General features: G+C 48.5%; 18 protein-coding genes. 15 read left to right on the forward strand and 3 right to left on the reverse strand.

What is annotated here, in order from left to right; genetic code table 11:
• The first annotated feature begins 196 nt into the window (after window positions 1–196).
• From K2H17_RS04380 to K2H17_RS04435, 12 genes are all read left to right on the forward strand, one after another.
• Window positions 197–562, forward strand: coding sequence for a CidA/LrgA family protein (locus tag K2H17_RS04380; RefSeq protein WP_300131872.1), 366 nt, complete (start codon window positions 197–199; stop codon window positions 560–562).
• Window positions 543–1,241 carry an LrgB family protein gene (locus K2H17_RS04385; RefSeq protein ID WP_300131874.1) on the forward strand — a complete coding sequence of 233 codons (699 nt, stop codon included), beginning with the start codon at window positions 543–545 and terminating at the stop codon, window positions 1,239–1,241. Before K2H17_RS04380 ends, K2H17_RS04385 begins: the two co-directional genes overlap by 20 nt.
• A gap of 219 nt (window positions 1,242–1,460) precedes the next feature.
• A complete protein-coding gene (locus K2H17_RS04390) occupies window positions 1,461–2,885 on the forward strand; it encodes a transcription antitermination protein NusB (RefSeq protein WP_300131876.1) in 1,425 nt (474 codons plus the stop codon).
• Between the two features lie 63 nt (window positions 2,886–2,948).
• Window positions 2,949–3,269 carry a preprotein translocase subunit YajC gene (yajC, locus tag K2H17_RS04395; RefSeq protein ID WP_300131878.1) on the forward strand — a complete coding sequence of 107 codons (321 nt, stop codon included), beginning with the start codon at window positions 2,949–2,951 and terminating at the stop codon, window positions 3,267–3,269.
• 41 nt (window positions 3,270–3,310) lie between these two features.
• The gene (locus K2H17_RS04400) at window positions 3,311–4,282 is read left to right on the forward strand and encodes a hypothetical protein (protein ID WP_300131880.1); all 972 of its coding nucleotides are present in this window, start codon (window positions 3,311–3,313) and stop codon (window positions 4,280–4,282) included.
• Between the two features lie 4 nt (window positions 4,283–4,286).
• A complete protein-coding gene (gene coaE, locus K2H17_RS04405; RefSeq protein ID WP_300131881.1) occupies window positions 4,287–4,859 on the forward strand; it encodes a dephospho-CoA kinase in 573 nt (190 codons plus the stop codon).
• Window positions 4,860–5,012: 153 nt separating this feature from the next.
• Window positions 5,013–5,816, forward strand: a complete 804-nt coding sequence (locus K2H17_RS04410; RefSeq protein WP_300131883.1) for a polysaccharide biosynthesis/export family protein — start codon at window positions 5,013–5,015, stop codon at window positions 5,814–5,816.
• 18 nt (window positions 5,817–5,834) lie between these two features.
• Window positions 5,835–8,147, forward strand: coding sequence for a tyrosine-protein kinase family protein (locus K2H17_RS04415; protein WP_300131885.1), 2,313 nt, complete (start codon window positions 5,835–5,837; stop codon window positions 8,145–8,147).
• 279 nt (window positions 8,148–8,426) lie between these two features.
• The gene (locus tag K2H17_RS04420) at window positions 8,427–9,377 is read left to right on the forward strand and encodes a hypothetical protein (RefSeq protein WP_300131888.1); all 951 of its coding nucleotides are present in this window, start codon (window positions 8,427–8,429) and stop codon (window positions 9,375–9,377) included.
• Between the two features lie 22 nt (window positions 9,378–9,399).
• Window positions 9,400–10,290 carry a hypothetical protein gene (locus tag K2H17_RS04425; RefSeq protein WP_300131890.1) on the forward strand — a complete coding sequence of 297 codons (891 nt, stop codon included), beginning with the start codon at window positions 9,400–9,402 and terminating at the stop codon, window positions 10,288–10,290.
• Between the two features lie 7 nt (window positions 10,291–10,297).
• On the forward strand, window positions 10,298–11,245 hold the full coding sequence (locus K2H17_RS04430) for a glycosyltransferase family 2 protein (protein ID WP_300131892.1): 948 nt from the start codon (window positions 10,298–10,300) through the stop codon (window positions 11,243–11,245).
• A gap of 44 nt (window positions 11,246–11,289) precedes the next feature.
• Window positions 11,290–12,447 (forward strand): glycosyltransferase, encoded by a 1,158-nt coding sequence (locus K2H17_RS04435; RefSeq protein ID WP_300131894.1) that lies wholly within the window; start codon window positions 11,290–11,292, stop codon window positions 12,445–12,447.
• Window positions 12,448–12,521: 74 nt separating this feature from the next.
• On the opposite strand, the gene K2H17_RS04440 is transcribed toward K2H17_RS04435, so the two are convergent.
• Both K2H17_RS04440 and guaB read right to left on the reverse strand, forming a co-directional pair.
• The gene (locus K2H17_RS04440) at window positions 12,522–14,453 is read right to left on the reverse strand and encodes a peptidylprolyl isomerase (protein WP_300131896.1); all 1,932 of its coding nucleotides are present in this window, start codon (window positions 14,451–14,453) and stop codon (window positions 12,522–12,524) included.
• A 198-nt stretch (window positions 14,454–14,651) separates the two neighbouring features.
• Window positions 14,652–16,130 (reverse strand): IMP dehydrogenase, encoded by a 1,479-nt coding sequence (gene guaB / locus K2H17_RS04445; protein ID WP_300131898.1) that lies wholly within the window; start codon window positions 16,128–16,130, stop codon window positions 14,652–14,654.
• 207 nt (window positions 16,131–16,337) lie between these two features.
• Here guaB and K2H17_RS04450 point away from each other — a divergent pair, with 207 nt between their 5' ends.
• The 3 genes from K2H17_RS04450 to K2H17_RS04460 are packed head-to-tail and all read left to right on the forward strand — an operon-like array spanning window position 16,338 to window position 19,519.
• Window positions 16,338–17,117: a pyrroline-5-carboxylate reductase dimerization domain-containing protein gene (locus K2H17_RS04450; protein ID WP_300131900.1), complete on the forward strand. Its 780-nt coding sequence runs from the start codon at window positions 16,338–16,340 to the stop codon at window positions 17,115–17,117.
• 33 nt (window positions 17,118–17,150) lie between these two features.
• A complete protein-coding gene (proB, locus tag K2H17_RS04455; protein ID WP_300131903.1) occupies window positions 17,151–18,251 on the forward strand; it encodes a glutamate 5-kinase in 1,101 nt (366 codons plus the stop codon).
• A gap of 14 nt (window positions 18,252–18,265) precedes the next feature.
• On the forward strand, window positions 18,266–19,519 hold the full coding sequence (locus K2H17_RS04460) for a glutamate-5-semialdehyde dehydrogenase (protein ID WP_300131904.1): 1,254 nt from the start codon (window positions 18,266–18,268) through the stop codon (window positions 19,517–19,519).
• A gap of 115 nt (window positions 19,520–19,634) precedes the next feature.
• Here K2H17_RS04460 and K2H17_RS04465 read toward each other — a convergent pair.
• A partial coding sequence (locus tag K2H17_RS04465) for a hypothetical protein (protein WP_300131907.1) occupies window positions 19,635–19,751 on the reverse strand: 117 nt, incomplete at its 5' end.

The raw sequence follows: 19,751 nt of genomic DNA on the forward strand, positions 1-19,751 counted from the left end.
AGCCATTTAGTTTTACACTAAATGGCTGATTGTTTTATTGGTGAATGGTCTATTGCTTATATCGAACTCACGTTATTTAACGTGTTCCGGATGGAAAATATATAGGAGCCGGTGTTGAAGCTATGATATAAGTTCGTAACTTTGCAGCCTCTTATCTTCGGATTCGATTTGTGCTCATATAACATTAACAGAGATTATGATACTACAATGTGCGGTGCTATTTTCATTTTTAGCATTGGGTGAATTGATCGTGTGGCTGACAGGCATACCGATCCCGTCGAGTATTATCGGCATGCTGTTGCTTACGGCTGCCTTGAAAATTAGGATAGTGCGTGTCTTCTGGGTCGACAAGGTGGCTGATTTCCTTCTGAAAAATCTCGGATTCTTTTTTGTTCCCGCAGGTGTCGGACTGATGAACTGCCTTGGGCTACTCGGCGATCAGTGGCTGCCGATTGTCGGAGCATGTGTGATAAGTACATTTTTAGTAATTGCGGTGACCGGCTGGGTCCATCAGTATGTGCGCCGCGCAGCATCACATCGTCATGAACTTTATAGAGAATAAGTTTTTTCTCATAGCGCTGACCTTTGTCGTGTATTTCGCCTCGCAACTGTTGCAGAAGCGCACAGGCATAGCTTTCCTGAATCCGATTCTGATAACGATCATTGTTCTGATCTGTATGCTTATGGGTTGTGGCGTGGATTATGAGGCTTATGCCGAGGGCGGTCAGTATATCGAATTCTGGCTAAAACCTGCGGTTGTGGCTCTTGGGGTTCCTCTTTACCGTCAGCTTGAATCAATCCGCAAACAGTTGCTTCCGATTCTTGCCGCAGAACTGGCCGGCTGTGTTGTCGGGACTGTGTCAGTTGTGGTTGTGGCCAAACTGCTTGGCGCTACTTCGGATGTGGTCATCTCATTGGCCCCGAAGTCGGTCACGACGCCAATTGCAATGGAAATCACTTCGACATTGGGAGGCATTCCGGCTCTGACAGCGGCGGTGGTGGTCTGCACAGGTATTTTCGGCGGAATAGCCGGGTTCAAGATGATGAAACTTTCGCGCGTCAAAAGCCCGATAGCCCAAGGGCTGTCAATGGGGACAGCCGCACATGCCGTCGGGACTTCGGTCGCGATGGAGAACGGTTATCGTTATGGCGCATTCTCATCGCTCGGACTGACTCTGAACGGTCTTTTCACAGCATTGCTCACGCCCTTTATTCTCGCAGCCCTCGGCTACACTCTCTAAGCCCCGTGGATGGCTGCCGGATCTGATGTCCCCTATATATAATAAGGTGGTATGTCCGGCGCTTTGCCGGGAGGACTGTCAGGGCCGATAAAATTGGATGGCGTTTGATAAAAAGTAGGCCGTTCAAACCGGTTGATTTAAGAAAAAATTTGTAAATTTGCAGCGTTAAAAACATTAACGACGAAAAAATAGGTCTTTAAAAGTATGATAAATCGAGTTTTGATCCGAATCAAAGTGGTCCAGCTGCTCTACTCCTATCTGTTGACCCAGAGTGAGTTTAAAATAGAGCCACAGGTTGAAAATCCTTCACGCGACAAGAAATATGGTCATGAACTTTACCTCGATTTATTGTTGATGATTCTCGAAATGTCGGGTTTCGACGTTTCCGGAGGTCGTCGCCAGTCGCCTTTGCGGGGTATTGCCTTGAACAAGCATATTGACAATAATGCTTTGGCCCGTTCGCTTAACAGCATTGACGAGATCCGCATGCTGATACTCCGCGGCCGTTCGGGAGTGGCGCTGTTTGATTCGGTTATTCCTTCAATTTATGACGCCATTTCATCTTTGCCCGCCTACAAGAGCTATACCCGCCTGAAAAAGACAGAGCTGAAAGACGACGTGGCTTTATGGGTGTCGATTATCAACAACCTGATAGCCGACAATCCCCAGTTCATCACAGCCGCCCGCAAGAATCCTGACTTCACAGTGGCAGGTTTTAACAGAGGTGTCAATCTGTTGCTCCACACTCTCAACGAGTACAACGACAACCGCTCCCTGTTCAACCATGCCCGTCATGCGCTTGACTATTCGCTCGACATGGCTTATGAACTCTACTACAATCTTCTTCTTCTCCCGGTAGAGATCACCCGCATGCAGGATCAGCGTCTTGATGCCGCAAAACACAAATATCTGCCGACTGACGAAGATCTGCATCCGAACATGCGCTTTGTCGAAAACAAATTTGTCAAGGCTCTGTGTGAGAACGAGGATTTCGTTGCCTATGTCGACGAACGCAAGCTTTCATGGGAAGCTGATACCCTGATGGTCAGAGGACTGCTGGATAAGATCATTGATAGCGACCTGTATAAGGACTACATGGCGCGTCGCGAGGAAAGCACCTTTGAGGAGGACTGCGATTTCTGGCGTCAGGTCTACAAGAATATAATTCTTCCAGGCGATGAGCTTGCCGAAGCCCTCGAATCGAGATCGGTTTACTGGAATGACGATCTTCACGTTGTCGGGACATTCGTGCTGAAAACCGTCCGTAAGTTCGGGCAGAGCAAGTCCGAAGGTGCTGACATCAGACTGCTTCCGCAGTTCAAAGACGAAGAGGACAGCCGTTTCGGTGCCCAGTTGTTCGAACTTGCCGTTAAGAACTATCAGGAATACCGTGAGCTGATCGACTCGTTTGTGAATGAACATAGATGGGACTCCGAGCGTCTTGCTTTTATGGACATTGTCATTATGGTGACTGCCATAACAGAGCTGATGAACTTCCCGGCGATTCCGGTAGCGGTTACACTGAACGAGTATATCGAGATTGCCAATGCTTACAGCACACCCCGAAGCGGTGCGTTTATCAATGGTATCCTCTATTCAGTGATCAACCATCTGAAAACAGAAGGAAAGCTCGTCAAGGCCTGAACCATCGGGGCATCCGCAATGTATTTAAAACAAAAGAATCTATAAATAAAAAAACAATAATTTATGCTTAACACAATTCTCCTCCAGTCATCCGGCAGCAGCTGGGCAAATATCGCGATGATCGTTGTTCTGATCGCAGTGTTTTATTTTTTCATGATCCGTCCGCAGCAGAAGCGCCAGAACGAGATCAAGAAATTCCGCGAAGGTCTTAAGGTCGGCGATTCAGTTGTGACCGCAGGCGGTATCTATGGAAAAGTAAAAAGCATTGACGAGACAACCTTCTCTATCGAGATCGCCCGCGACGTCCGCATCACTGTCGACAAGGGTTCCGTTTATCCTTCGGCACAGCAGGCTGCCAATGACGCTGCCGAGAAAGGTAAATAAGAAATAAGCAAATCTCTCCTCACACTTACGGCTCTCAGGCCATGAATGAAAAAGCAAAACGATTGAGCGATAAAGTGACCGCGGCTCTCCATTCGAGCCGCGGCCAAAACATTTTACTCTATCTGCTGTTTGTCGCCGTGGCCTTTGTGTTCTGGGTGTTTCTGTCGCTGGATGCAGAGGTCCAGCGTGATTTTGATGTCCCTCTGGAGATTCAGGAGGTGCCTGACAGTGTCACCCTGATCGGACAGCCTCCGGTTGCGATCGGTGTAAGTGTGAAGGGGAAAGATTCCCAGTTGCTGCGCTTTCTGTGGGGAAAGATGTCGCCTGTCAAGTTCAAGTGGGAGGAGAGTGTCGAGGGGCAGTCGTTTGTCCTCGGTCGTCCGAAACTTGAGGCTAAATTGCGTGACTATTTCGGTAATGGAGTTCAGGTCCTTGCATGCCGCCCCGACTCGCTGCGACTGGCGTTTACCTCTCAGCCGGGTGTCAGAGTGAAACTGAATGTCCAGGCTGATGTGCATCCTAATCTGCAATATATTCTTTCCGGTCCTGTCTATGCTAACGTAGATTCTGTCACGCTCTATTCCGTCGAGGATCTTCCGCGGTCTCTGCAATTTGTGTCGACTGAACCAATCGTGAAATCAGACCTTCGTGACACAACCCGTTATGAAGTGCGTGTCAAGCCGATTGCCGGAGTCAGAATCATTCCTGATGTGGTGACGGTCACAGTGCCTGTCGAACCGCTGATCTCAAAGAAGCGCAAAATCAGGCTGGAGGTTTCCCACCGTCCTGAAGACAAGAATCTGATTACATTCCCCTCGAACATCGAGATCAGTTATCTGGTGCCGATGAGCGCCTATAACGATGAGTATCCCGTGAAGGCTTATGTCGATTTCCGTGATGCACGGCCTAATGCGCGTAAACTTCCGGTGACGCTTTCAGCGCTTCCGAGTGTATATCATAACCTCAGTTTTGAACCGGATAGTGTGGAATACATTATCGAAAGCATAAAGTGATTAAATGCTGACGGCAGTAACAGGAGGAATCGGTAGCGGAAAGAGTGTGGTGAGCATGGTTCTTGCCGCAATGGGGTTTCGTGTCTATGACTGTGACCGCGAGGCTAAAAGGCTCATGGACCATGATGTCCGGATCAAGGATTCGCTATGTTGTGAGATTCACCCTGACTGTGTGGATGCTGACGGTCGTATCAACCGTTCGCGTCTCAGTGAGATTGTGTTTGCTGACAGAACAGCTCTTGACAGGCTGAACTCCATTGTGCATTCTGCTGTGAGGGCAGATCTGCGGGCATGGTGTGAAAAGTATGGCCATGATAGGAAACGACTGTTCGTCGAGACCGCGATTCTGTATCAGAGCGGACTTGACGCGATGGTCGATGATGTCTGGGTTGTCGAAGCGCCGACAGCCCTGAGAGTGGAGCGTGTGATGGCCCGCAACTCATTGTCGAGGGAGCAGGTTTTGGCTCGAATCGAGGCTCAGGATTCGTATGTCCCGGCTTCTTGCCACCAGTGTGTCAGCCATGTTGTCAATGACGGGTGTTCCCCGGTTCTGCCTCAGATTGAGAGGCTATTGTGAATTGTATTTAAATCACAAAGCACAATATTTATATTTATTTAGCGTTATCACTAAGAGCCATACCCATCAGGCACTGTTGTTGGCCTGGGTTGGCTTCGTTTTGCTGTGGATTCACAGCGTGTGCTTTATTAACCTTAGAATCATGATATTATAATGAAGGCTAAATTTGCAATTATAGGTATTGCTTTGCTTTTTGCCGTTACATCATGTAGAACATCAAAAGAATCACTGAATTATTTTGATGATACGAGATCGGTCAGCGAGGTGGTGTTCGACCTTAAGGAATGCAAGATAAAACTCGCTCCTCACGATGAACTTTTTATTACCGTCACATCGCTTATCCCGGAAGCGACAGCCCAGTATAATCTGCCCTTGGCAAATCCTGCGACTGTCGGTTCTTTTCAGGCAAGCGTCCAGCCCCGGCAGCAGACTTATATCGTTGATTCAAAGGGTGATATAAAATTCCCGATACTTGGCGATATCCATGTGGAAGGCATGACAACCGAGCAACTGGCTGAATACCTTGTGGCTGAGATCTCCAAGGAGGTGAAAGACCCGATCGTCAAGGTGGACCTCATGAATTTTAAAGTCAGTGTCCTGGGTGAAGTCCGTAAGCCTGGAACAGTCGCAATTGCCGGCGAGAGAGTCACTATACTGGATGCCTTGGGTCAGGCCCAGGATATGACCGAATTCGGTGACCGTTCAAAAGTGCTTGTCATAAGGGAAGAGGACGGAAAGGCTGTTTATCATTACATTGATCTGAACAAGAGCGATGTGATGACCTCTCCTTATTATTATCTCCGGCAGAACGACGTTGTGATTGTCTCTCCAAACAAGGTCCGTCAGGAGAATTCGAAATATAATATGAATAATGCCTATAAGCTCCAGGTGACATCGACGATTGTCAGCGCATGTTCGGTGATCGCATCGCTTGTCATTGCTCTTACTGTTAAATAAGATAGATATAGATTTACCATGAATCTTACAAACGATAATTCGTCTGATAAATTTGATTTTCGCTACTATATCCAATTGTTCCGCAGCCGTTGGTATTGGTTTGCCATATCAGTTGTTGTGTGTGCATCTTTAGGGGCGTTCTATGCGTTATCGACAGTGCCTGTCTATCAGGTTGTTGCCAATATTCTGATCTCAGAGGAAGATGGGCGGTCTTCATCAAGTGCGATGAGTGAGCTTGCCAGCCAATTCGCGGTCGGAAATATGATGGGCGGAACAAGTTCAGTGGATGATGAGATCAATGTTGTCAGATCGCACACAAATCTGCGTCAGACCGTAAGAGATTTGGACCTGAACAAGAGCTATATAGTCAAGAAGTTCAGGATATTTGACCGGAATGTCGGCGAGAAGACTCCTGTGGTGATGACCTGCGACTCTACGATTGCGGATACTCTGGGCGTGTATATGGCTTTTAAAGTCAATGTCAGCAAAGACCATAAAGTAAGCATTAAGGCTAAAGCGAATAAGAAGAAAATCGCAGACGTAAAGGATCAGACATTCCCTGTCACGCTGAAGACTCAGTATGGTGATTTCATTTTTGATAAGACCAGCTATCTTAAAAAGGGTCACGGTGTCAGAATGGATATCGGTTTCAGCAGTTATGACGGTGGGGCGGAAGGCCTTTCGGAAGAAGTGGCAATTTACATCCCAAGCAAACGTTCGAATGTGATTTCTTTTGCTGCCAAAAGCTCAAATCCGCAGTTGACACAGAAGATTTTGAATACAATTATTGACAATTACAACATATCTGGAATCAGAGAAAAGCGTAAGAAAGATCAGAAAACAGCTGATTTTGTTGCAGAGCGTCTTATGGATATCAGCCGTGAGCTGAGTCTTTCAGAAAGTGACATCGAGAATTACAAACGGAGTAAAAATCTCGTTGACATAGGAGCCGATGCGACAAAGTGGATGAGGCGCTCGGAAGGTCTTGAGTCTCAGATAATGGGCATAGAGACCGAGATCCATCTTCTCTCCTTGACCCGTGATTTCATCAATGATCCCGAAAATGACGATCAGCTGATACCGGCTCTGAATGTGAATGCTTCAGTACCGATTGATGCTTACAATGGAATGCTTCTTCAGAGAATGCAGTTGCAGAACACGGCCCGTGGAGACAACGCCATGTTGAAAAGGCTTGACGAACAGATTGTTGTGGTTAAGGAAAACATGAAAAAATCTCTTCAGAAAGCCTTGGAGAATGCAACTGTCCGCCTGCGCGATCTTCAGTCACAGGTGGGAGAGTCAAATTCGACTTTGAGCAAATTCCCTGAGTATGAACGTCAATACGGCAATATCAAACGGCAGCAGGAAATCAAGGAAGAGCTGTATCTTTATCTTCTTACAAAGCAGGAAGAGACGAGCATTGCGCTGGCCAATTCATTGCCGCGAGCGAAGATTGTCGACGATGCTTATGTCAAGTCGCTTCCGGTCAATCTGTCGAAAAAGAAGATTGTGCTGATTGCGGTTCTTATCGGCTTGATTATTCCGCTGGTGCTTATATTCCTGTTGGATAAGCTGAAGAATAAATTTGAAACTATCGGTGAACTTGAGCGTCTGACTACTGTTCCGGTTCTCGGTGAAGTCTGTCAGAAATCAGGCTCAGACTCTCCTCTGGTTGTCAAGTCGACGGGCGGAAGCACTTCTGTCGCTGAACTTTTCCGACTGATCAGGTCGAATCTGCAATTTGTACTCGGAAATCACAGCGGATCAAAAGTCATTTTGCTGACATCGACTATTTCAGGCGAAGGCAAGTCGTTCATCTCGATAAACCTTGCATCCTCGTTTGCCGTATTGGGTAAAAAAGTATTGCTTATAGGACTCGATATACGTAATCCAAAGCTTGGCGAATATCTGAATCTGCCGCCTGCTGACGGATTTACATCCTATATCGCCAACCGTGACATTTCGTTGGACTCAATCATTCTGCATGACTCCATAGAGAAGAATCTGGATATAATCATGGCCGGGCCGATACCGCCCAACCCCTCGGAACTTCTCCAGTCAGAGCGTGTGGACCAGCTGTTCGCCGAATTGAAGACAATGTATGATTATATTATCATAGACTCGGCTCCAGTCGGTATGGTGAGCGATACTTTTGCTTTGGTGCGTGTGGCCGATGCCACAGTCTACGTCACCCGTGCAAACTATACGACAACCAAGGAAATCGAACTTCTGAACAAGCTCTACGCTTCAAAACGTCTGCCGAAACTGTCTGTCGTGCTTAACGGTACCAAGACAGCCGCCGGTTACGGCTATGGCTACGGGGCCAAGTAAGGATATTCGGTACTGAACGGGATGAAAAAGGCTCTCTTTGTCTTGACTCTGTTTTCGACCATTGGATTTTTTAATCCGATGCAGATTTTTTCGCCCCAGCAGACAAAGTTGATTTTCTATCTGTGTGTTTTTTTCAGTGCCTTGTATGCCTTTTTTGATGGACGTTCTCTCAGGAAGGTTGACTATCCGTGGAAATCCTACTGGCTGTTTCTGGTTTTGATTTTCGTGTCAACCATTCCAGGTGCGGTTTTTCATCTCCAGTCCTATCCGGTGACATTTGTGGCTACTCTCCCGTATCTGATGAGCTATTTTTATTTCTGGATTCTTCTGCGTACCGGTTTGCCGGATAAATTTATCCTTAAATGGCTCTTCATCGGATGCGCATTGGCCGTGCCGGTCTATTTTATCAATCTCTTCAGTTTCCCTGATGTTGTTTTCGGCGAGGAATTGATCGGCGATTTTTCCAGAGGTATTCTGCGTGTACCGGTGGTCTATTCGGAAATGATGGTGCTGTTTTTGCTCTATGGTATCAACCGGATCCTGCTCAAAGACAAGCGATGGCGATTCTGGGCCTGTGTCTGTGGAGTGTGCCTGCTGATGATTTTCATGTCGGTGGTGCGTCAGCTGATATTATATTCGCTGGTCCTCGGTATACTGTTCCTGATGAAAAATTTTTCATGGACAAAGAAACTGATGGTGATTGCTGTCGGAATTTTTACGGTAGTTTATGTGCTGCCGATGATTCCGGCCTACAATACAATGCTTGAATTGTCTCAGGATCAGATTGACAAGAATGAAGAGGAAGAGAATGTCAGGATTGGCGCATGGCGATATTACACCTTTGAGCATCAGACCAATGATATAACTCCTTTGATCGGTAATGGCGTTCCCTCGTTCGGCAATAGTATATGGGGGAGTGTCTTTGACGATGAAATTGAATATAATGGCTATTTATATGCCGATGTTTCCTGGGCGGGCATTATCTATCTTTTCGGATGGATTGCATTTGCCGCACTTCTGATTCTGATGATCAAAGCTATGGTCAGGCGCAAGGAGCCGGATAAGGAATATCTTACATATTGGTTTGTATATGTGATCCTGTCAGGAATAGCAGCAGGTATTTTTGTTTATTACAATCAGATTGTCTGCATAATGATCGGATTGTATCTGGTCTTTGGTGAGTATGAAAAAAACGGCGGTAATAATCCTCAACTACAACAATCCGTCTGATACGATAGCCTGTATCAGAAGTGTGGAGCAGTTCAACACGGCTCCCATAAAGTATGTCGTCGTAGATAACGGCTCTAAGGACGGAGTTTCGGTCGGCGAGATCGACAAGTTCCTGACGGCGAATTTTGGCTCGCGCTATAAACTTGTGTCTGAGAATGAACCGGTCGGCATCACACTTCCTGACGTGACTTTTCTGGTGAGTTCTTCGAACGACGGCTATGCCCGTGGCAACAACAAGGGGATTGCGCTGACAGCGGCAGATGATGAAATTGACCGTCTGCTGATTCTCAATAATGACATACTTTTTATTGAAGACATTATTCAGCCCTTGTGTGTGGCTCAGGATAGTCTGCCGGATTGCGCCATTATAAGCCCTCTGCTTCTGACAGGGAAAGGAGCGGGCATCGACTGGAACTGTGCGCGAAAAGACACTCTGGTTGGTACTTGGATTAAAAATAATTTTTTGGCTCCGTATCACTGGTTGTGTAAAAAGAGTGTCTATGAAATTTATCAGGAGTCACTTTTGCTTTATAAAAAGGAGAAGCCTTATCCTGAATTTATGCCGATAGAACTCCCGTCAGGATCCTGTATGCTTGTGAAAAAAGATGTTTTTGCGGCGATCGGTAATTTTGATCCCGCCACTTTTCTTTATTACGAGGAAAATATCCTTTACCGCAAGTTGCTGAAACGGAACCTGCGGAATTATATCGCAACCGGCTTGCGTTGTATACATCTGGGAGCCGCCACAATGGTTAAATCTCCGTCAAGAATTGTAGCCGAGGCTGCAAAGGCGAGTCGCATATACTATATAAGAACGTATCTCGATTCACCTTGGTGGCAGCTTGCCATGTTGGGAGTGAGTGAGGCCTGGCTTCAATGTTTCGTCTTTTTGAAAAGTATAGTAAAAAAATAATTGTATAATGAAACTATCAGTAATCACACCAGTCTATAATAGAGCCGATTGTATTCTTAGGTGCCTTGAAAGTGTCGCTTCACAGAATGGCTGTGGAAGAAACATCGAGCATGTGGTCGTTGATGACGGTTCAAGTGACAATACAGCCGAACTGATCAGATCTTTTGCTGCGGATAAGCCGCATGTGAGGACTGTGTTCTTTGACCGGAACCGAGGTACAAATGCGGCCCGAAACGCTGCTGTCAGGCAAGCGACTGGAGACTATTGTGTCATACTCGACAGTGACGATTATTTTACTCCGGATGCCTGCGATGTCATACTGAATGCTATGGAATCGTTTCATGATGCACGATATTTTATGTTCACGCGTGATGACCGTACTGAGGAGTTTGACAACCTTTACGGTGCGGGTTCAATTGTGAGATATAACTATCGTGATGTGCTGAATGGTAAGGTAGTAGGGGACTATATACACGTTATTCCACGCAATTTGCTTGAAAAATACCCGTTTGACGAGGGGCTGATGATATATGAATCACTGTTTATCCAGCAGATTTACCGTGAAGTAGGAGAGATGGTGTTCGAGAACAAGACCATTGTGATAGCCGAGAGAAATCGTTCCGACAGTGTCACCTGGAATACTTTGCGGACAAGTGAAAAGGCTATTTCCAGAAAACTTCAGGCGGCTCTGATGGAACTGGAATTGTTTGGAGATGACTATCTTGGCATCGGTGATCGAAAATATGTCGACGGACTTTATTTCAATATTGTGGATAATGCCGTCCTGATGAGCAATTACGGATTGGCAAAAAAATATATTTCGGCACTTGCCGGTTGGCGTAAATTTTTAATGCGCATGATCGTCATAGGTCGTTTGGGTCCGATATATAGTCGATGTCTCAATCGGTATCTGAAATTTAAATATCGCTCATATCATATATGGGAGAAGAAGTGATCGCCGATATGCGTAAATTGTAAATGTCTGTTTACGGCAAAATTATGGATAGAAAAAAATCTGTGCTTTTTAATCTCGCAGCCACTCAGCCGGACTATGGTTCCAAACGTCATGGCGGAGGGATCTACGGAGAGATCGTATTGCGCAGGATAATAGAGTCAAAGCGTAATGTGATAGTCGCTTATGATGCGAAGCGCTGGATTAATCCTGAGATGCAGGCTCTTTGCAGGGATAACTCAGTGGAACTTGCCGACATTTCAGAATGCGGCTTCCAGGCGGTAGTCGACAGCCGGGGGATAGACATATTTTATTCGCCACAGCCGGTCGATGATCTTTATCAGCTGGAGAATTGTGAGATTGTTGTGACTGTCCACGATCTTCGGTCAGTCGAACTGGCCGTTGATCGCAAGATGTTCTGGCGATATAAGATGAAACTGTCGATGCTGCTGAAAAATCTGCTTGAGATTTTATGGCCGTCCTTTATCCGCCGTCGCCGTCAGAGGAAAAACGGCAATTTTATAAATAAACCTGATCTGCGTTTTGCGGTTGTCTCCAACCATTCTTTAGGATCGGTAAATTTGTTTTTCCCGGATTCAGTCGGGAAAAATATTCCGGTATTCTATTCTCCGTCCACATCGCTGAACATGGTGAGCGAGCGCAAGGAAGCGTGTGACTACTATCTGCTGGTGAGTGCAAATCGTTGGGAGAAGAATTGTCTGAGAGCCTTGATGGCCCTTGATCAGCTTTTTTCAGAAGACCGTCTGACGGGAAAAAGAGTTGTTGTCACAGGTGTCAGCTCGGCAGACTATTTCAGGTATAAATTTAAAAATCCCGGATTGTTTGAATTCCGAGGCTATGTCAGCGACGATGAGTTGAACCAACTCTACCACGATGCCTATTGCTTCATCTATCCGTCGTTGAACGAAGGTTTCGGCTATCCGCCTTTGGAAGCCATGCGCTATGGTGTGCCCGTCCTGGCATCACCTTTTTCTTCAATAAGTGAGGTCTGTGGCGATTCAGTGCTCTACTTCAATCCCTTTAGCCTTGACGAGATTAAGATCCGTATCGTACAGCTTGAGGATAAAGATCTTTATGAGCGGCAGAGTGAAAAGAGCGTGCGCAGATATGAAACTGTCACATCACGCCAGAAAGAGGATCTCGAAAAGTTTGTCCGGTTCATCTATGATGAGCCTGCCGACTGAGACTTTTTATAAGAGCGGAGGACGATTAAGAGTAATAGCTTATTTCGCTATGATAAAAAATAAAAGCGTTGGGATCACTTTCCCAACGCTTTTAATGCTTTCTTGTTGATTTTTACTTTATACTTCTTTCTGAGTTCCTTGACCCAGTCGCTTTCGAGTTGCTGCTGATAGTCTGAGGCTACTGCGCCACGGACATCATTGGCTTCTTCTGGAGTGTCGATGACACGGCCTGCATAGGCGAACCAGCTTGTCCATTTGCCTGGAGCGGCGGGGCGTTCGCCGTTGAAGGCGATATTGTCGACAATCGCGTTCTCGCCTTTGCCGGTGACAACTTTCTCAATCTTGATGTTTCGGCCATAGTTGGCGCGCATCACAGAGACCAGGGAGTCGTTTTCAATCCGGTTTGCAGCAAGGTATTTCTGGGCTTCGCCGGCTATCGAGTCGCTGGTGGCAAAGATGACATAGCCTTTGTAATGAGGCTTATCCCAAGTGTAGTTGGTGCGGTTTGCCATGAAGTAGTTCTGAAGGCCTTCGGTGTCGCTTGTGGAGCGTTCCCAGACGTTGCGGTTGCTGATTTCAAACAGGAGAATGCCGTCGCGATACTCGTTTGTCAGATTCCGGTATTCATTGTTGTTTTCAGCGAGATTCTTTCTTGCCGTCTCGATTGTCATGTCGTCGATTTTGTGGTTGACAGCGGTGGTGAAGACTGTAAAAGCGTCATTGGCACCTTCAAGAACGTTTGCCGGAATGAATTTTATGGCATCGGCTACGGTCAGGGGCTGATTGCCGACACGGGCTACGGTCGAGTTGTCGGACAGCAGCGAGTTGAGCTGTTCAGCCGGAGTGGCACCGGTCATTTTTGACCGTGCCTGCATCAGGCAGGCAGTATCGACTTTGACACCGATTTCCTCTTTGAGCTGTGAGAGCCGCTCGGTTTCAGGCATTGCCGAGCGGATGTCGCGGCTGATTGCGGCTTTGATGCCCTGCGACTCTTCATCGAGAGTGCCTATGCCGCGATGTGACAATGTCTGGACAATGTGATAGCCGTAGCTTGTCTTGAACGGAGTTGAGATCTCTCCGTCTTTAAGTCCGAAAGCAGCATCTTCAAATTCTTTGACCATCTCGCCGGGACCGAACCAGCCAAGGAGACCGCCGTTGGCAGCCGACCCAGGGTCTTCACTTTCAGCGCGGGCAATAGACTCGAAGTCGCCGCCGTTGAGGAGCGTTTTGTGGATTGAATCTATCTGCGCTTTTTTCACGGCACTTTCTTCTTCGGAAAGTTCTGCGGTGAGTTTCAGAATGTGGCGGGCCTGGACCTTTCCGGGATTAGGACGTTCGGATTCCACACGGATGATGTGGAATCCGAAGGGGGCATCATCAATTACGGGCGAGATTTCACCCACCGGAGTTTCCCATGCCGCTTTTTCAAAAGGATAGGGGAAGCGGTTGGCATTGATGTAGCCCATAGAGCCGTTGTTCACGCGGGCCGAGCGGTCGGAAGAATACCTTACAGCCATTTCTCCGAAATCGGCATAGCCGTTGACAATCGCCGTGCGGATACTGTCAAGTCGCATGCGGTTGGCTTCATTTTCATCGTATGTTGAACCGGTAGGGAGCATTATATGGCTGACACGGCGCGAGGTCGCCAGGCGCTTGTAGGCTTCGTTGACCAGACGTTGTTCGACCAGGGAGTCGCGCATGTAGGGGCGTGAGAGGTCCGCACAGTAGCCGTCAAATTCTTTTTTGAATGCTTCGGTCTTGTCAAGTCCGGCTGCTTCCGCATCGGCAACCTTGAGCTTATAGACCACAAACATGTCGATATACTCTTCAATGGTTTGGGGAGCCAGCTGCTGAAGGTTGTTCTTATTATAGAGGTATTCAAATTCGCTTTGCCGGATGTCTTTCCCGTTGATCGTCATGACCACCGGATCGGTGTTCTTGCTTGCCGAAGCCGAGAGAATCGCCGCGCAGGCAATTGCGGAAATTATGAATGACTTTTTTTTCATCGCTGTTTAATGATGGTTCAGATACTATGTATGCACTCTGACTGTGAGTTTTTGATGGTTACTTACCTATAATAAACGTGTGGCTCGATTTTTTATTGCGTCAGAGGCCCTGCTGACTTGTAAAAATGCAGTCCGGGTCCGATGGTATCTACCATCGGACCCGGACGATTAATCTTATCCGGCGGTTGCCGTTGTGTCTTATCTGGACGAAGCGCTGTAATTGGGAGCTTCGGATGTGATTGCCACATCGTGCGGATGGCTTTCTGCTACACCGGCATTGGTGATGCGGGTGAATTTGGCCTCGTGGAGACGTTCGATGTCAGGCGCACCGCAATAGCCCATGCCTGCGCGGAGACCGCCAAGCATCTGGTAAACAACTTCGTAAAGCAGGCCTTTGTAGGGGACACGGGCTGCAATTCCTTCGGGGACAAGTTTTTTTGCGTCTGTCTCGTTGGCTTGGAAATAGCGGTCTTTAGAGCCTTTTTCCATTGCTTCGAGCGAGCCCATGCCACGATAGGATTTATATTTACGTCCGTTGTAGATGATAGTGTCGCCGGGCGATTCTTCAACGCCTGCGAGCATACCGCCGAGCATTACGCTGTAAGCACCTGCGGCCAAAGCCTTGACGATGTCGCCTGAATAACGGATACCGCCGTCAGCGATCAGGGGCACTCCTGTGCCTTTGAGAGCTTTGGCTACATCATAAACGGCACTCAGCTGAGGAACACCGACTCCGGCAATGATGCGTGTGGTGCAGATCGAGCCAGGGCCGATGCCGACTTTGACGCCGTCAGCTCCGTGTTCGACGAGATATTTTGCCGCTTCGCCTGTTGCGATGTTGCCGACTACGACGTCGATATGGGGATATTTTTCTTTTACTGCTTCGAGGATTCCTACGACACCCTTGCTGTGGCCGTGGGCAGTGTCGATGACAATTGCATCCACTCCGGCTTCAACGAGAGCGTCGACGCGGTCCATCGAGTCAGCAGTCACGCCTACACCGGCGGCAACGCGCAGACGGCCGAGTTTGTCTTTGCATGCGTTGGGTTTGTCTTTGGCTTTGGTGATGTCTTTATAGGTGACGAGGCCTACCAGACGGTTGTCTGAGTCGACAACAGGGAGTTTTTCGATTTTGTGTTGCTGAAGTATGCGTGCAGCCTCTTCAAGATTGGTCGACTGATTGGTCACGACGAGTTCTTCTTTTGTCATGACTTCGTCGATCGGACGAAGAGGATTCTGCTCGAAACGCAGGTCGCGGTTAGTGACGATACCCACAAGCTTGCGGTCTTCGTCGACAACAGGAATACCACCGATATGATACTCCTTCATCATGTTGAGAGCATCGGCGACAGTGCTGCCGCGGCGGATGGTGACAGGATCATAAATCATACCGTTTTCAGCACGTTTTACGGCATGGACCTGACGGGCCTGCTCGGCAATCGACATATTCTTGTGGATAACCCCGATGCCGCCTTCGCGGGCAATGGCAATGGCCATGGCAGCCTCGGTGACGGTGTCCATAGCGGCCGACACAAGAGGTACGTTGAGCGTGATGTTACGGGAAAATCGGGTGGAAAGGTTTACTTCGCGCGGAAGCACTTCCGAATAAGCCGGAATAAGGAGGACGTCGTCGAAAGTCAGTCCGTCCATTTTTACTCGATCAGCAATAAATGACATATAACGATTAGAATTTATTGCGTGCAAAGTTAATCAAAATTTTCCATTCATATAATAATGTGAAGGTAAAATTTATTTGATCTTTCAACAGGAATATTTATTTTTGCAGCGGATATATTTTCCACAAGACTCTCAAATTTGGAGGCTGTTTTTTAGCAACCTCCTGGAATACTAAGTTCTTAACGTTGACAAAATCCGTATTGAATTATGAAAATCGCGATTATAGGTGCCGGTGCCATGGGTGGCGCGGTGGCCACCGGTCTCTGGCCGCTCGATCAGGAAGTTGAAATAGCGGTGTCGAACCCGTCGCCGAGTCCGTTGGAAAAATTCAGGGACAAAGGCTATTTCCTGACCTCCGACAATGTCGAGGCCGTGCGTGGCGCCGATGTGGTCATTCTTGCTGTGAAACCATGGATTATCGAGTCGGTGATCAAAGAGCTTAAACCTGTGCTCGACTATTCGCGGCAGACAGTGGCGGCCATCGTGGCGAGTGTATCTGGCGAGCAGCTGTGTGATTGGCTGGAAAAGGACTCGCAGTTGCCGCAGATGATGATCGTCATGCCAAACACGGCAATGGCTGTCGGCGCTTCGATGACTTTCATTGTCCCCGTCAATGCCTCGGTCGAGGCTGTCGGCACGGTGGAATGGATTTTCAACCGTCTTGGATCGACTATGGTTATCGACGAAGCTCATCTTCCTGCCGCTACCGCATTGGCTTCCTGCGGTATCGCTTATGCGATGCGTTATGTCCGGGCTTCTGTCGGGGGCGGTGTCGAACTTGGATTCAAAGCATCCCAGGCGCAGGCCATTGTGCTTGAGACACTCAAAGGTGCTGTCAGATTGCTGGAGCGTCCCGGCGCTCATCCGGAGAGCGAGATCGACAAGGTCACCACTCCTGGAGGCCTGACAATCCGGGGGCTTAACGAGATGGAGCATGCGGGCTTCACCTCGGCGGTCATCCGTGGTCTGAAAGCATGTGTGAAATAGGAAAATGTGTTTCTGAAAAATAAGTACTTAGCGATGACAATAAATACCGGATCAGTTACTTTACGCCGGATTGTGGTCAAGGTTGGCAGCAATGTCCTGACCCGTCCGGATGGCAAGCCGAATGTCACCAATCTGTCCTCTCTTGTGGATCAGGTGGCCGCCTTGCGTAATCTCGGACATGAGGTGATACTTGTTTCCAGTGGGGCTGTTGCCTGCGGGCGCGGCGCGCTAAAGCCTGCACGTCAGCTGGATGCCGTGGCCCAGCGTCAGCTTTTTTCTTCAATCGGGCAGATCAGGCTGATAAACCTGTATAACAGTCTGTTTTCTGAATACGGCTATGTGGTAGGGCAGGTGCTGACTCAGAAAGAAAATTTCAGTTCACGCGAATCATATCTGAATCAGCGGGCCTGTATGCAGACAATGCTTGAGAACGGGGTCATTCCGATTGTCAACGAAAATGACACTGCCTCGTTGACCGAACTGATGTTTACGGACAATGACGAGCTTTCCGGCCTGATAGCTGCGATGATGGATGCGGATATTCTTATCATACTCTCCAATGTCGACGGCATCTATGACGGGCCTCCATCCGATCCTGCTTCCAGTCTGATTGAAAAAGTGGAGGCCGGCTCGGATCTAAGTTCCTATGTGGTCGCTGCGAAAAGCGGTTTTGGCCGTGGCGGCATGGGAACGAAATGCGGGATAGCGCGAAAACTTTCCGACGAGGGTGTTACGGTCTATATTGCCCGCGGAGACCGTCCCGGTGTGCTTGTCGATCTGATATGCTCTCCGGAGTCAACACCGCATACCGAATTCGAAGCCAAGCGGCAGCTTGTAAGCACCATCAAGCGCTGGATCGCTCATAGCGGCAGCTTTGCCAAGGGCGCTATCAGGGTTGACGACAAGGCGGCGGCGATCCTTCGCAGCGACCGGGCGGTCAGCCTCTTGCCGATCGGGGCTGTTGCGGTCGAAGGCGAGTGGGAGGAAAGTGATATAGTCTCGTTGCTGACTGAATCCGGAGAGACTATCGGGTTTGGCCGGGCTTCGGTTTCCAGTGCGGAGGCCCGGCTGATGGCCGGACAGCATGGAGGCAGGCCGCTCGTCCATTATGATTATCTTTTTATTGAACAATAGAGTCTTTATAAACCATGACATTGAATTATACCGACATATTCCGCAGGGTGAAAGAGGCCTCACGGTCGATTTCGTCTCTTTCCGATCGGGAGCGTTCCGAGATATTGTGTAAGATCGCTGATGAAATCGGATATCGCCAAGAGGAGCTCCTCTCGGCCAACAGAATGGATCTCGACCGCATGGATGAGGCGAATCCTCTCTATGACCGTCTGCAACTGACGCCTGGGCGTCTTGAGTCAATCGCTGCCGACATGAGGCATGTCGCATCACTGACATCTCCGCTTGGCGAGGAAATCGAGAGGCGCACGCTTCCAAACGGACTGCTGATCCGGCGTGTTCGTGTGCCTTTCGGGGTTATTGGGGTGATCTATGAGGCGCGTCCGAATGTCACATTCGATGTGTTCGCGCTCTGTTTCAAAAGCGGCAATGCCTGTGTGCTCAAAGGCGGACATGATGCAGAGGAGTCAAACAGTGCTATTGTGAAGCTGATCCACCGGGTGCTTTCATCCAATGGAGTCTCACCGGATATTATTTCGCTTTTGCCTTCAACTCATGAAGCGACCGGGGCTTTGCTGAATGCTGTCGGCTATGTCGATGTGTGCATACCCCGTGGCGGTAAAAGACTGATTGAATTTGTCCGTGACAACGCCCGTGTGCCGGTGATTGAGACCGGAGCCGGAGTGGTCAGCGCCTATTTTGACAAAGCAGGCGATCTGGAAATGGGCTGTGCGATAATCGAAAATGCCAAGACCCGTCGTGTCAGTGTCTGCAACGCGCTTGACACCCTGCTGATCCATCGTGACCGCCTCGCCGATCTGCCGGCGCTTTGCAGAGGGCTTGCTCAAAAGAATGTGCGGATCTATGCCGACGGTGAGGCTATGAGAACTCTGTCAGGCTGTTATCCTGCCGATTTGCTCTCTGAAGCAGACGAACAAACTTATTCCACCGAGTGGATGGACTATAAGATGGGAGTGAAAACCGTCGGTGACATTTCCGAAGCGATCAGTCATATCGCTGCCTATGGTTCAGGTCACAGTGAATGCATAATCACTGCCGATGACATTGCAGCAGACCGCTTTCAGCGCGAGGTGGATGCTGCGTGTGTTTATGTCAATGCTCCGACAAGTTTCACCGATGGCGCTCAGTTCGGGCTTGGCGCCGAGATCGGTATCAGCACTCAGAAACTCGGCCCGCGCGGACCGATGGGCTTGCGGGAGATCACTACCTACCGCTATTTCATCAACGGTCAAGGCCAGACCCGCCCGTGACAGTTGAGTTTGAAAGTTTGAAAATATAGCAATCTGAAATTATACAGTCAACGGCCCTGCTATCAGAAGAAGGCAGGGCCGTTGTAGTTGTTAAAAGATCGGTCTGAGACGGATTTTAAATCATTGATGCGATTACGTCTTTGATTTTCTGAGCGAGCGCATCGGCTTCGGCCATTGTGGCGGCTTCGCTGTAAATGCGGATGATCGGCTCGGTGTTGGACTTGCGCAGGTG

The sequence above is a fragment of the Duncaniella sp. genome (genome assembly GCF_029054785.1).
Taxonomy (GTDB): Bacteria; Bacteroidota; Bacteroidia; order Bacteroidales; family Muribaculaceae; genus Duncaniella.